The organism is Halomonas ramblicola (genome assembly GCF_030409215.1).
GTDB lineage: Bacteria > Pseudomonadota > Gammaproteobacteria > Pseudomonadales > Halomonadaceae > Halomonas > Halomonas ramblicola.
Window position 1 is genome coordinate 602,034 of sequence record NZ_JAUFPL010000032.1, and the last position, 13,808, is coordinate 615,841.

The following is a 13,808-nucleotide window of genomic DNA, read 5'->3' on the forward strand; positions in this document are numbered from 1 at the left end:
CCAGGAGAACCAGCCCATGTCCCGATACCGGATCGAGCGCAAGACGCTCTCCGAACAGGTCGCCGAGCAGCTCGAGGCGGAGATCCTCGAGGGGCGGCTCGGCGAGAACGACCAGTTACCCTCCGAGCGCGAGCTGATGGAGCAGTTCGGCGTCGGCCGCCCGGCGGTGCGCGAGGCGCTCTTCCACCTTCAGCAGCTGGGCCTGATCGCCATCAACAGCGGCACCCGGGCGCGGGTGATCCGGCCCACCGCCGAGGCGGTGATGGCGCGGCTCTCCGGGGTGACCCGCCAGTTGCTCGCCAAGCCCGACGGCCAGCAGTACTTCCAGGAGGCCCGGGCGCTGTTCGAGATCTCGCTGGCCCGCTACGCGGCGCGCCACGCCAGCGACGAGGACCTGGCACGCCTGCGCGCGGCCCTGCAGGAGAATCGCGACGCCATGGGCGACGAGGCGCGTTTCAAGCGCTCCGACAACGACTTCCACGGCGTGCTGGCGAGCATCGCCCGCAATCCCATCTTCGACGCCATCCATGTGGCGCTCTCCGAGTGGCTCGACGACCGCCGCGCCCAGGTGCTGCAGCAGAAGGACGAGGACAAGGCGGCGCTGGCGGCCCACATCGAGATCGTCGAGGCCCTCGAATCCCGCGACCCGGACGCCGCCGAGGCGGCCATGCGCCGCCACCTGGACCGCCACTACGGCACCTATATGCAGCTCAAGAAGCGCCTCTCCGCCGACTGAGGGGCCTGCGCAGGGGCGTGATTCGATGCTTCGGCGCCGCCGTGCGTCGGGCGCCCCGGTGGAGTTATCGGCCGTTTGGCCGGGCCCGCTCTGCCATCGGCAGCGGGCCGGCTCCATTGTTGGGTCCCGTCTTACAGGGAGACGCCGCGCTTCCAGGGAATGAAGTCGTGCTGGGCCAGCTGCACCGCGCGGGACCGGTAGCGTCCCGAGGCGGCGTCGAGGCACAGCGCCAGCAGGCGTTCCGCCAGCGCGTCGATGCTCGTCTCGCCGCGGATGATGGGGCCGGCATCGAAGTCGATGACGTCGCCCATGCGCCCGGCCAGCTCGCTGTTGCTGGCGATCTTGAGCACCGGGGTGACCGGGTTGCCGGTGGGCGTGCCCAGCCCGGTGGTGAATAGGATCAGGTTGGCGCCGGAGCCGGCCAGCGCCGTGGTGGACTCCACGTCGTTGCCCGGCGAGCAGAGCAGGTTGAGGCCGGCCCGGGTGCGGGGCTCGGTGTAGTCGAGGACGTCGACCACCGGGCTGTCGCCGCCCTTCTTGGCGGCACCGGCGGACTTCATGGCATCGGTGATCAGGCCGTCGCGGATGTTGCCGGGCGAGGGATTCATCGAGAAGTCGGCGCCCACCCGGGCGGCGTGCCGTTGGTAGGCCCCCATCAGGGCCTGGAAGCGCTCGGCCACGGCGTCATCGGTGCAGCGGGCGATCAACTCGTGTTCCACGCCGCACAGCTCGGGGAACTCGCTCAATATGCCGCTGCCGCCCAGCGCCACCAGGCGGTCGACCACCGCGCCCACCAGGGGATTGGCGGAGAGTCCCGAGAAGCCGTCGGAGCCGCCGCACTCCACGCCCAGGGTCAGTGCCGAGAGCGGCGCCGGGGCGCGCTCGACCCGATTGGCCTCGGCCAGGCCGTCGAAGATGGTGGTCAGCGCCTCGCGGATCAGTGCCGACTCGCTGTGGCTGGCCTGCTGCTCCAGGTAGTGCACCGGGCGCAACCCATGGGGATCGCGCTCGGCCACGGCGGCACGCAGCATCTCGATCTGCGCCTTCTGGCAGCCCAGGCTGAGCACCGTGGCGCCGGCCACGTTGGGGTGGCAGATGTAGCCGGCCAGCAGCCGGCACAGCGCCTCGGCGTCGTCGTCGGTGCCGCCGCAGCCCAGGGTATGGGTGAGGAAGCGCACCCCGTCGACGTTGGGGAAGAGCCGCTCGCCGGGTGGCTCGGCCGGCGCCTGGCCGGCGGCGCCGTGGAGCAGCTCGCGGGCCATGCGCTTGTAGTCCCGGAAGGGATCCTCGCCCAGGGCGTCGGCGACGCACTGGCGCAGCACCTCGATGTTGCGGTTCTCGCAGAACACCAGGGGGACCACCAGCCAGACGTTGGCGGTGCCGACGCTGCCGTCGGGGCGGGGGTAGCCGTCGAAGGTGGCGCCCCGGAAGGCCGCCACGTCGGGGGCGCGCCACTCGCCGCGCTGCGCCTGGGGCTCGCTGGTGGCGGTGCTGTGCTCGGTGTTCTCGGTGGTGATGGCCGCGCCCGCGGCGATGGGCCGGGTGGCGCGGCCCACGGTGACGCCGTACATGATCACCGCCTCGCCGGGGGCGAGGTCACGCAGGGCGAACTTGTGCTTGTGACGGACCGCCTCGGCCAGGCGCAGGGGGTGGCCGTCGTCGTCGATCTCGCTGCCGGCGGGCAGGTCCTTGAGGGCGACGCGCACGTTGTCGTCGGCATGCACGCGCAGGCTGGCCAACTGGCCGAGATCACTGGCGATGGTCTGGGGCATGGTCGGCCTCCGCTTCAGCGTGTCCAGGGGAATCGAGTTCGATCATCGCCTTGACCACGCCACTGCCCGGGGCGCACCAGGCGGGCATGCGGCTGGGCAGTTCATCGAGCTCGGCGCGGTGGGTGATCATGGTGCTGGCCGGCAGGCGGCCCGCCTCCATCAGTCGGCACACCTCGTCGAAGTCCTCCCGGGTGGCGTTGCGGCTGGAGAGCAGGGTCATCTCCTTGCGATGGAAGTCGGGGTCGTGGAAGGTGATGTCCGCCTTGACGATGCTGACCAGCACGTAGCGGCCGGCGTGGCCGACCAGGTCGAAGCCCTGCTGCATGGCGGCGGGGTTGCCGGTGGCGTCGAAGACGGCGTCGGCCAGCTCGCCGTCGCTGAGGGCTTCCAGTGCCGCGATGACGTCCTCCTCGGCGGGATTCAGGGTGTGGGCGATGCCCAGCCGTTCGCGGCAGAAGGCCAGACGCTCGGGGTTGGTGTCGACCACCACCACCCGGGCGCCGCGCGCGCGGGCCAGCTGGACCACGCCCATGCCGATGGGGCCGGCCCCGGCCACCACGGCGAGCTCGCCCTCGGCCAGCTCGCTGCGCCGCACGGCGTGGGCGCCGATGGCCTGGCATTCGACCAGGGCCAGTTGGTCCAGGGGCAGGGTCTCGGAGGTCACCAGGTGGTCGGCGGGCACCGCCAGGGTGTCGCACATGCCGCCGTCGCGGTGCACGCCGATCACCTGCATGCGGCGGCAGCAGTTGGTGCGGCCCTGGCGGCAGGCCCGGCACTGTCCGCAGTGCAGGTAGGGGATGACGTAGGCGTTGCGGCCGATCTGCGCCGGGTCGACCCCGTCACCCACCGCCACGATCTCGCCGGCCAGTTCGTGGCCGAGCACCCGCGGGTACTGGAAATAGGGCTGGTTGCCCCCGAAGGCGTGGATATCGGTGCCGCACACCCCGACCCGGCGGATGCGCAGCAGGGCCTCGCCGGGCGCGCAAGTCGGCGCGGCGCGCTCCTCTAGGCTCAGGCGGCCGGGTTCCTGACAGACGACGGTTCGCATGATGGCCTCCGGATCAGCGGCTGGGTTCGGCGACGACGGCCTGCTGCTGCACGCCGAGCCCCTCGATGCCCAGGCGCATGCGTTGGCCGGGCTTCAGGTAGGTCGGCGGCTTCTGGCCCATTCCCACCCCGGGCGGCGTGCCGGTGGAGATGACGTCGCCCGGCTGCAGGCTCATGAAGCGACTCAGGTAGTGGATCAGGAAGGGAACCTGGTAGACCATGGTGCGGGTGCTGCCGTCCTGGTAACGCTGGCCATCCACCTCGAGCCACATGGCCAGGTCGTGCGGGTCGGCGACCTCGTCCGGGGTGACCAGCCAGGGGCCCAGGGGGCCGAAGGTGTCGCAGCCCTTGCCCTTGTCCCAGCTGCCGCTGCGCTCGAGCTGGAACTCGCGCTCGGAGACGTCGTTGACCACGCAGTAGCCGGCCACAAAGTCCATGGCCTCGGCCTCGCTCACGTAGCGGGCCTCCTTGCCGATCACCACGCCGAGCTCCACCTCCCAGTCAGTCTTCTGCGAGTCGCGGGGGATGATGACGTCGTCGTTGGGGCCGCAGATGGCGCTGGTCCACTTGTTGAAGACCACCGGCTCCGGCGGTACCTCGGCGCTGGTCTCGGCGGCGTGATCGGAGTAGTTCAGCCCGATGCAGATGAGCTTGCCGACGCGGCCCACGCAGGGGCCGAGGCGGGTCTCGGCCGGGACCTCCGGCAGGCGCGAGGGGTCGAGCTCGGCCAGCTGGGCCAGGGTCTCGCGGCCCAGGTGGCGGCCGTCGAGGTCGGGCAGGTGGGCCGAGAGGTCGCGGATCACGCCATCGGCGTCGAGCAGGCCGGGTTTCTCGTGGCCCCGGGGGCCGAAACGCAGCAGTTTCATGGGGTCTCCTTCCGATTCAGATCAGCCAGCCGCCGTCGATGACCTGGGCGGTGCCGGTGGTGTAGGCGGACTCGTCCGCGGCGAGATAGGTGGCCAGGGCGGCGATCTCCTCCGGGGTGCCGAGCCGCCCCAGCGGCTGGCGGGCGAGGAAGTCGGCCTGCACCTCGGCCTCCGGGCGCCCCTGCTGGCGGGCCTGGTCGCGGATGCGCTGGCGCAGCGAGGGGGAGTCCACGGTGCCGGGGCAGATGGCGTTGCAGCGGATGCCCCGGTCGATGAAGTCGGCGGCGATCGACTTGGTCAGGCCGAGCACCGCGGCCTTGGTGGTGCCATAGGCGCAGCGATTGGGCACGCCCTTGAGGCTCGAGGCCACCGAGGCCATGTTGATGATGCTGCCGCCGCCGTGGTCGATCATGGCCGGCAGCAGGGCGCGGGTCAGGCGCGCCATGGCGGTGACGTTGAGGGCCAGCGACAACTCCCAGTCGGCGTCCGAGCCGCTGAGCAGGCTGCCCCCGGCCACGAAGCCGGCGCAGTTGAAGAGCACGTCCAGGGGCGGCAGCTCGCCGGCCAGGGCCTCCACGGCCGCGGCGTCGAGCACGTCCAGGCGGTGGGCCTCGATGCCCTCGACGCCTTCCAGGTCGCGCAGCTTGTCGGGATCGATATCGGTGGCGATGACCCGCGCGCCCTCGGCGGCGAAGCGCAGGGCGGTGGCGCGGCCGATGCCCTGGCCGGCGGCGGTGATCAGGGCCGTCTTGTCCTTCAATCGCATGGTGCGGGCTTCCTGGATTGTATCGGGTTGTTGAACGAGGAGCCGTGGCGCATTGGTGGTATGACAGGATGCTAGCCTGATGGTAGGTCAAAGTATGGCCCAAGGCGATAGAACGGGCAATGCGAATCTTGTCGTAATGTTGAACATATGGAAAGATGTGGCATTGTTTGCCGACAGCGTGTTGCCCCCGTGAAAGCCTCCCGATCCCGCCGTCCCAGCGTCGCCGACTTCCTCGCCGAGGCGATCTTCTCCGGCCATTACCAGCCGGGGGACTTCGTGCCCAAGGAGATGGCCCTGGCGGAGCAGTTCGACATCAACCGTTCGGCGGTGCGCAGCGACCTGCGCCAGCTGGTGGACGTGGGCATCATCGAGCGCATCTCGGGGCACGGCTCCAAGGTCCGGGACTACGAGGAGTGGAACATCCTCGATCCCCAGGTCACCGACTGGATCACCCGCTTCGCCTATCCCAACCCACGCATCCAGCGCGAGATCCTGGCCTTCCGCCTGGACGTGGAGCCCTATGTGGCGATGACCGCGGCCCGGCGCGCCAAGGCACGGGACCTGGTGGCCATCGAGGAGGCCTTCGAGGGCATGGGCCAGAACCTGCGCAGCGCCGGCAACTCCGAGGAGCGCAAGCTGCACAGCGATTACGACGTCGCCTTCCACGTCGCCATCTTCAAGGCCACCCACAACATCGTCTGGTCGCAGCTGTCGCACATCCTGCGCCCGTCGATCCAGCTGCTGGTGGCGGAGTCCAATATCAGTGCCACGGACCCCGAGGATAGCCTGGAGCGCCACCGCCGGGTGATGGAGTGCATCCGCACCCGCGATGCCCGTGGCGCCTTCCAGGCCTCCCAGGCGGTGCTGGAGGGCACGGCCGATGCCCTGGGCATCGAGCCGGGCGACGGCCTGCTGGGCGATATGCTGGCGATGCCCGGTCAGGGGTAGGCGGGAGGGCAGACCTCGACGCCGGTGGAGCCAGCTGTTGTCCAGTACCCAACCCGCCTTGCGTTGAGATGGACTGCCATTTTCTCTGATGCCACCAAAGTATCTGTTGAACTATTTTGTCGTATGTTCAACATTCAGTGAGGCTGTAGGGGAATGCATGCTGCCATATTCCTGAATTTGGTGGGCCATCAAGGCGCACGCGGCGATGCTGCATGGCGGGACCCTCGACGCACGCGATGACAGCGGCGATCCGAAAGATCAAGATGACAGGAGAGAAAGTATGACAGAGGATAACCAACGCGTTGGCTTTATCGGCGTCGGCTTTATGGGACATGGCATGGCAAAGAATATCGTCGAGAAGGGGTTTTCGCTGACGGTCATGGCGCACAGGAACCGCACGCCTGTCGAGGACCTGATCAGCCGTGGAGCGAAAGAGGTCGCGACCGCGAAGGACGTGGCAGTCGCTTCCGATATCGTGTTTCTTTGCGTGTCTAGCTCGCGTGAAGTCGAGGCCATCATTCGCGATCCAGGTGGACTTGCTGAAGGCCTTCAGCCCGGATCAATTGTCGTCGACGCCTCCACCTCAGACCCAACTTCCACCTTGACACTGGCTGCAGAACTAGACGCGATGGGCGTCACCCTTGTCGATGCTCCCCTCGGTCGTTCCCCCAAAGAGGCATGGGAAGGCACGCTCGACACCATGGTGGGGTGCGATGCGGACACGTTTGCGAGAATAAAGCCGGTACTGGATAGCTGGGCAGGACGCGTCGTGCATATTGGCGAAGTCGGCGAAGGCCATAAGATGAAGCTCATCAATAACTTCCTCTCTCTCGGCTATGGTGCGCTTTACGCCGAGGCGTTGACCCTCGCACAAAATGTAGGGATAGAGCCTGCCCGTTTCGATAGCGTGATTCGCGGTAGCCGAATGGATTGTGGATTTTATCAAACCTACATGAAGTATGTGCTTGAACGAGATCGCGATGCTCACAGGTTCACATTGCGAAATGGTTTCAAGGATATGCGCTATCTCGATGCCATGGCCAGCGAAGCCAGCATGGCTAACCCTCTTGCCAACGCGGTGAAAAATACTTACGCCTTAGCCGTCAACTCGGGCCACGGTGAGGATTATGTGCCGATGATTTCTGATGTGATCGCCGGATTTAATGCTACGTCCCTGGCCAAGGGAGATGAAGGTTGAGAATTGGCAATCGACATGCTAGGTGCAATACATGGCGTGCCTGGGCAGTCGATGGTGAGGGGCTTGGCCCTGTCTCCGAACGCTATGACGGCATGCCGTTACGACGTCTCAGTTCCCGAATCAAGGCGCTATGGTCCAGCTCGCCATCACCATGCGCGACGAGGTCCTCGAAGAGCTGATTCACCAGTGACCCTACGGGCAATTCGAGATCCAGTTCATCAGCGAGCGACAGGGCCGTGCGGGTGTCCTTCAGTTGCCATTTCGCGGGACCACCTGGCGTGAAATCCTGACGAATCATACGCTGGCCGTGGATGCGCAATATCGTCGAATCGGCAAAGCCACCCAGCAGGGCTTCACGCACTCGGCTGGGGTCGGCTCCGCCCCGCTCCGCCAGCAGAAGGGCTTCGGCGACTGTGGTGATGGTATTGGCAACGATCATCTGATTGGCGAGCTTGGCCAGTTCCCCGCTACCTGCCGGGCCGACATGCACCGACCTGCCGAGACACTCGAAGACGGGCTCAGACATCTCGAAGCCCGCCTTGTCACCCCCGACCATGATCGCCAGGGTGCCGTCGATGGCGCCTTGCTCGCCTCCGGATACCGGTGCATCCAGATAGTGGACGCGCTGTGCCTTGGCCGCTTCGGCCTGGCACTGTGCTGTTTCGACTGGAATCGAGCTCATGACTACGATTGTGCTGCCTGGCTTCATGGCGTCGAGAAGGCGATCTGGACCCAGGAGGATCTCGTCACAGACGGGACCGGAACTGAGCATGACGATGACGATATCGGCTCCGTCAGCAGCCTCGTTGGGCGTGCTCATGATCTCGATACCCAGTGGCGTGAGGGTGCCGGTCTTGCCCGGGGTACGGTTCCAGGCACGCACGCGATGTCCTGCCTCGGCGAGGCGTTTAGCCATTGGTGTGCCCATGATTCCCGTACCGATAAAGCCGATGTTCCGAGAATTGTTCATCTTGATTCCTTCAATCGCTACATGGGGATACCATTCCGACCTGTTCGGCAATACACCGTCAGAAAGCGTCGGTCAGCATTTGGTAAAAGTCCTCTTTCCGAGCAGGTCTCGGATTGGTGGGAGTGGAGTGGTCTTCATAGGCCCACTGGGCAGCCTGATCCAGAATATCTTCGGTCACACCCAGTTTCTCAAGGCGCGTCGGTATGCCGAGTTTCTCATTAAGTTCCTCGAATGCTGCCGCTAGGTCGGTATCAGGGGCAAGGTTCATCACCTGTCGGATACGCTCGTACTTGTCTTTGCAATGACTCTGATTGAATCGCAGAACCACAGGCATGAGCAAGGCATTCAGTGTTCCATGGTGTAGATTCAACTCGTGGAAGCCACCCAGTGCATGCGACAGTGAATGGACTGCACCGAGGCCTTTTTGGAAGGCCATCGCGCCTTCGAGTGCCGCCATCATCATTTCTTGACGAGCTTGCTGATTGTTTCCGTCTTTGACGGCTTCGTGAATGTGACGTGTTGCGCGTCCCAGTCCATCCAAGGCAATGGCATCCGCGGGAGGGTTCTCTTTCGGGCTAAGGAAGGTTTCCACGCAATGTGAAATGGCATCCATACCCGTCGCTGCGGTAAGGAAGGGTGGCAAGCTCAGGGTCAGTTGTGGGTCGCAGATGGCCACAGATGGGATGAGGTGCGGTGAAAGGAATCCTAATTTTCGCTTGTCTCGCATGGAGATGAGTGCCGCACGGCCGACTTCGCTTCCGGTGCCGGCAGTAGTGGGGATTGCGACGAGTGGCAAGGTGCCGGCAGTAATGCGTTGTAATCCTCCTTCGATCAGGGCGTATTGCCGCAAAGGGGGCTTATGTGTCGCCAGCAAGGCCACCCCCTTGGCAAGGTCGATGCTGGAGCCGCCTCCCACAGCTACGATTCCATCGCAGCCATGATCCTCTAGCACTCTGAGTGCGTTCTCTACCGCCGTTTCTGTGGGGTTAGCCGGTGTCTCGTCGAACATCGCCACCTCGGCCGGTAATTTGCTGGCCTCGATGAATTCGTCGACTAGCCCACTGGCTTTCAAACCCTTGTCAGTAACCACTAGGGGGACCTTGACGTCGAGTTGTTCGAGTTCTTCTCCGAGACTTTCGATGGCTCCATGACCAAAACGAATCCGGGTCAAGTAATTGATGACGAATGACATGCTGCTCTCCCTCTATCTGGATGCCGGGCATCGTTGTCTTTCAATCGTTCTTGGATGGATACGGAGTCTCGACGACTGGCGTCAGCGGCCCCTTGTTTGAGAACCAGGACGTCAGGTTATCGATCACCAGTTGGCCCATGGCATTGCGGGTGTGGACCGAACCCGAACCGACATGTGGCAGGAGAACGGCATGGTCCATGTCGGTAAGCGCTTGCGGCACGTTCGGCTCGTCCTCGAACACATCGAGGCCTGCGGTCAGAATCGTTCGGTTCTGGAGTGCGTCGATCAAGGCCGGCTCATCGACGACACTGCCGCGGGCGATGTTGATCAATACACCTTGCGGCCCCAAAGCCTCCAGCACCTGGGCGTCGATCAAATGCTGAGTGCCGGCTCCGCCAGGCGTCGTGACAATCAGAACGTCGGCATCGCTCGCCATGTCGATGAGGGAAGGATAATGGGTGTAGCCTACGCCATGCTTAGGTGTGCGGCTGTGATAGATGACCCGAACGCCGAATGCCTCCAGGCGATGGGCGATGGCGAGTCCGATCCTTCCCAACCCTACCATGCCGATGGTTCGTTCGCGCAGGCTTGCGGTCAAGGGGAATGCCCCCTGCCGCCACTTGCCTTCCCGGACGAAACGGTCGGCCTGTGGGAATTGGCGTAGCGTGGCGATTAGCAGGCCGACGGCCGCATCGGCGACTTCATCGGTCAAGACGTCGGGCGTATTGGTGACGATGACACCCTTTTCCCCTGCATAGGCAGCATCCACGTGATCGTAACCAACACCAAAGCAGGAAATGATTTCAAGCGCTGGTAGTCGATCCAGCAGGGCAGCATTGATGACATGATGGCCGCCATTCGCCAAGCCTCGGATGCGTGGGGCAATAGCGTCCAGATAGGCTTCTGGATCGGATTGTTCCCACAGACGGTGCAGTGTGAACTTTTCATCGAGCTGTTCGATGATCATGTCTCGCAGAGGTACGGGTACAAGAATTTCAGTTTTTTTCACGATGACCCCTCTTGTTCGTCAGTTCACAATTCGCCATGTTGGCAAGCCGACCTGTTACTTTGACGCCAGTAATGTTTCCACCTTTCCGGAAATAGCGCGCAAAAGATTGTTGAATGCCTGCAACATGATTAGTGCGCCACCTATCACCAATGCCATTCTTGGCCAGTAAAGGGTGAAGGCCCCGCTGGGAGTGAGGTCGCCGGCGCCCAACAGTGCTAAACGATAACCGGAAAAAATGATGAGGTAGGCAAAGTAGATCACCAGGATGTTGATGGCGGCAAAAGTGATAGTTTGAAGGCTTTTTGGAAACGCGTTGGCAAAAGTATCTACGCGAATGTGTTGCCATGAACGTATATAAGAGCTGCAAGCAAATAGCACTAGATATGCGAGGGCGTAACTCGTGAGCTCTTCTACCCAGGCGAGTGGTGAGCGAATCAGATACCGCATCACCACCTGTAGCATCAGCAGAATGAAGATAAGGCTTGACAAGAAAATCAGGGTGTACCGTGATGCTCGGTCCACATATCCACAAAACGTATCGAATCTTGCAGCGACGGTTTTAAAGACACTAAAAAGTATCATGAAGCTCTCCCTTAAAGTCCGCCTAGGCCAAGCCATCTAGGTAAGGTTTCACTGATGGCAGGAAACAGGATAACTGATGTCGTGATCGCAATTTCGAGGAGAATGAATGGCCAGATATAGCGTACGATCGATGTCACCGACATTTTTCCAACCAGCGCTGTCATCAGCAAGGTGCCCCCCACGGGCGGCGTCAAGTGTCCGATCCCGAGTGCCATGACGATGATCATCGCCGTATGGATGGAACTGAATCCCGCTTGCGTGGTGAATATCGGTATGACGATGGCGCCGAACAGGAGAACCGCAGTTGTACGGTCGATGAACAGGCCGACGATGAAGAGCATGGCGAGTATAAGGATCGAGATAAGGAACGGGTCAGACGTCAGGTTCAACAGGACCGATGTGATCTCTACCGGAACATGACGGGCTGCCATGACATAGGAGAGTGCGAAGGCCGCGCCGATCAGCATCATCACCGCTCCACTGGTGAGTGCCGTTTCCAGGAATATCTTTGGCAAATCTCGTACCTTGATGCTTCGATAGATGACCACTGTAATAAACATGGCATACGCCGCTGCTACTGCCCCTGCTTCAGTAGGAGAGAAAAATCCACCAAAGATGCCGCCAACCACTACGATGGGGAGTACGAGCGGGCCTGACGCATGTTTCAATGCCACCATTATCGTTCTGAAAGACGCCTTCTGATAAGAGGGTACCCCAAGCTTTCGGATGAGAAAGTATGTCATGGTCATGTAGCAAATGGCGATCAATACCGCCACGCTGAGTCCGGCAGCGAAAAGAGCGCCAATAGAAACGCCGAATGTCGATCCATAGACAATCAGCACTATGCTAGGCGGAATCATCGGCGCCATTGTTCCTGACACGGCGGTAATCGCTCCTGCCAAGCCTTCCGGGTATCCCTCCTTCTTCATCGATGGAATAAAGACTGTGCCCATTGCTGCAATGTCGGCGTAGGCAGACCCGGAAATACCTCCGAAGAAGACACTGGAAAGAATGTTGATCTGGGCAAGTCCTCCCTTGAAATGGCCGACCATTGCCCGGGCAAGTCCGATCAGGCGGTCGGTCAAGCCCCCCTTGGTCATGATGTTGCCGGCCAGAAGAAACATCGGTATTGCCAGCAAGGTGAAGGATGTCATGCCGCCGTAGAAGCGCTGAACTAGGACGATCAGAGCGGAGTCGCGCCCGACATCGACCCAGTGCACAAGACTGGCAAAGATCATCGCCAAAAATACGGGAGCGCCTAAAAAGATAAGGAAAAAAAGAATCCCCAGTAACAGCACAATGACCACGGTGAAATCTCCAGGTTACGCTGTTGTAATAAGCGCCCCTGGCTTGCATAGAGCTTACCAGGGGCTTTTCAGTCATAATGGTGTGGGGTTGGCTTATTGCTGAGTGTAGAAGGAGTTTTCCACTCGGGATACGGTATCGAGAGTTGCCTGCATGAAGTCAGGGTCGGCAACTTCACCGACGAATTCACGGCCCACGGGTTCAGCCAGTTCGCGCCATGCAGCACGCTCTTCGGCGTTTGGTTCTACGACTGTTTTTCCAGCTTCGATAATGCGTGTCAATGCTTTGTTGTCCTCAATGAGTGCATGAGAATTCTGTACATCGATGGCAAGCGAGGAAGCTTCTTCCACAATCCTCTGATATTGTTCAGGCAGACTTTCGAAGAAGCTGTTACTTACAATATAACTGGTAACGTCATACATGTGTGCGGTCAGCGACACATAATCGGCAACTTCGAGCAGCCCGGCATTCCAGGCCGAGTTTAGCCCCCCTTCGGTTGCATCGATGAGCCCCGTCTGAAGGCCGGTATAGCGCTCCGCCGCTGGTAGGGCAACGACCGAGGGGGCGCCGAGCTCAGTCCAGACAGCCTGATGCATCGGAGCTTGCATGGTGCGAATCTTGATGCCTTCGGAATCAAGGTCGGACGGCTCACGGATAGGGCCGCGGGTAGTATAGAGATGGCGGACAGAGTTTTCAGCCGCGCCAAGGAAGCGCAATTGCCCGTTGGTATCGGCCTGGATTTGATCGTTTACCAGAGAGATATACTCGCGGTCCTGGAATACCTTCCAGGCGATATGGCGACCGGCGAAGAGGAAGGGAAGGTTCCACACCTGGGCCGCCGGGAATGCCCCGGCGAGGCCCCCGGCGTTGGGTGTCATGAACTGAAGCTCACCCAGTCGCAACTGGTCCAAGACTTCACGTTCGTCCCCTCCTAGTCCGCCAACGGTAGTGATATTGATCTCCATATCACCATCGGTGGCTACTTCTATGTAATTCTTGAAGGCTTCGGCGGCGGGAAGTTGAAAGTCTACGTTTGAATCAAAGTAGGCAAACGTGGCGGAATATGACTGTGCGAGCACTGTTCCTGTACTTGCCGCTGTGATTCCAAGGATGCATGTGCCACCAACAATGCTTTTTAGTAAGATTTTCTTCATGGAGCCCTCTCCTGTTGTTGTAACCGCGAAATGCAGTCTGCATAAAGATGTTGGAATAGGTCATGCGTCTTGTTCGGCTCGAATTTCCTCCAAGCGTGGCCCTTCAGCCTATCCCAATAGAAATGTAGAACATATGCCTGTATTGTTCAACATATACTTTCGTATGCGGCTTTTTTTTAAGACTCTGATTTAATTACCGAAAATTAGGAAGCGCCGCTGTATTGCCGGATGCTGAGGAGGATCAATGTTTATGAAAGCTGCAT

Annotated in this window: 13 protein-coding genes; 3 read left to right on the forward strand and 10 right to left on the reverse strand. The window is 61.7% G+C overall.

Annotated features, from left to right (window positions below):
• The first annotated feature begins 16 nt into the window (after window positions 1-16).
• On the forward strand, window positions 17-736 hold the full coding sequence (nanR, locus tag QWY80_RS16855; protein ID WP_290234038.1) for a transcriptional regulator NanR: 720 nt from the start codon (window positions 17-19) through the stop codon (window positions 734-736).
• Between the two features lie 131 nt (window positions 737-867).
• Here nanR and QWY80_RS16860 read toward each other — a convergent pair whose 3' ends face one another.
• From QWY80_RS16860 to QWY80_RS16875, 4 genes are read right to left on the reverse strand one after another with little or no spacing between them, the layout of a single operon-like run.
• Window positions 868-2,508 carry a UxaA family hydrolase gene (locus tag QWY80_RS16860; protein WP_290234041.1) on the reverse strand — a complete coding sequence of 547 codons (1,641 nt, stop codon included), beginning with the start codon at window positions 2,506-2,508 and terminating at the stop codon, window positions 868-870.
• Complete coding sequence (locus QWY80_RS16865; protein WP_290234043.1) at window positions 2,486-3,556, reverse strand: zinc-binding alcohol dehydrogenase family protein; 1,071 nt, start codon at window positions 3,554-3,556, stop codon at window positions 2,486-2,488. The genes QWY80_RS16860 and QWY80_RS16865 overlap by 23 nt, the downstream gene beginning before the upstream one ends.
• A 13-nt stretch (window positions 3,557-3,569) precedes the next feature.
• Window positions 3,570-4,421, reverse strand: coding sequence for a fumarylacetoacetate hydrolase family protein (locus QWY80_RS16870; protein WP_290234046.1), 852 nt, complete (start codon window positions 4,419-4,421; stop codon window positions 3,570-3,572).
• A gap of 16 nt (window positions 4,422-4,437) precedes the next feature.
• Window positions 4,438-5,187, reverse strand: coding sequence for an SDR family oxidoreductase (locus QWY80_RS16875; RefSeq protein ID WP_290234049.1), 750 nt, complete (start codon window positions 5,185-5,187; stop codon window positions 4,438-4,440).
• A gap of 147 nt (window positions 5,188-5,334) precedes the next feature.
• Between QWY80_RS16875 and QWY80_RS16880 the strand changes: the two genes are divergently transcribed.
• On the forward strand, window positions 5,335-6,135 hold the full coding sequence (locus tag QWY80_RS16880; protein WP_290234051.1) for a FadR/GntR family transcriptional regulator: 801 nt from the start codon (window positions 5,335-5,337) through the stop codon (window positions 6,133-6,135).
• A gap of 280 nt (window positions 6,136-6,415) precedes the next feature.
• Window positions 6,416-7,333 (forward strand): NAD(P)-dependent oxidoreductase, encoded by a 918-nt coding sequence (locus QWY80_RS16885; protein ID WP_290234054.1) that lies wholly within the window; start codon window positions 6,416-6,418, stop codon window positions 7,331-7,333.
• 82 nt (window positions 7,334-7,415) lie between these two features.
• On the opposite strand, the gene QWY80_RS16890 is transcribed toward QWY80_RS16885, so the two are convergent.
• From QWY80_RS16890 to QWY80_RS16915, 6 genes are all read right to left on the reverse strand, one after another.
• Entirely contained in the window at window positions 7,416-8,303 is an 888-nt protein-coding gene (locus QWY80_RS16890) for an NAD(P)-dependent oxidoreductase (protein ID WP_290234057.1), read from the reverse strand.
• Window positions 8,304-8,361: 58 nt separating this feature from the next.
• Window positions 8,362-9,495: a 4-hydroxybutyrate dehydrogenase gene (gbd, locus tag QWY80_RS16895; RefSeq protein WP_290234060.1), complete on the reverse strand. Its 1,134-nt coding sequence runs from the start codon at window positions 9,493-9,495 to the stop codon at window positions 8,362-8,364.
• 40 nt (window positions 9,496-9,535) lie between these two features.
• Complete coding sequence (locus tag QWY80_RS16900) at window positions 9,536-10,462, reverse strand: 2-hydroxyacid dehydrogenase (RefSeq protein ID WP_290234065.1); 927 nt, start codon at window positions 10,460-10,462, stop codon at window positions 9,536-9,538.
• Between the two features lie 96 nt (window positions 10,463-10,558).
• Window positions 10,559-11,086 (reverse strand): TRAP transporter small permease, encoded by a 528-nt coding sequence (locus QWY80_RS16905; protein ID WP_290234068.1) that lies wholly within the window; start codon window positions 11,084-11,086, stop codon window positions 10,559-10,561.
• 11 nt (window positions 11,087-11,097) lie between these two features.
• Window positions 11,098-12,393 (reverse strand): TRAP transporter large permease, encoded by a 1,296-nt coding sequence (locus QWY80_RS16910; RefSeq protein WP_290234071.1) that lies wholly within the window; start codon window positions 12,391-12,393, stop codon window positions 11,098-11,100.
• A gap of 93 nt (window positions 12,394-12,486) precedes the next feature.
• Window positions 12,487-13,545 (reverse strand): TRAP transporter substrate-binding protein, encoded by a 1,059-nt coding sequence (locus QWY80_RS16915; protein WP_290234075.1) that lies wholly within the window; start codon window positions 13,543-13,545, stop codon window positions 12,487-12,489.
• Between the last annotated feature and the right edge of the window lie 263 nt (window positions 13,546-13,808).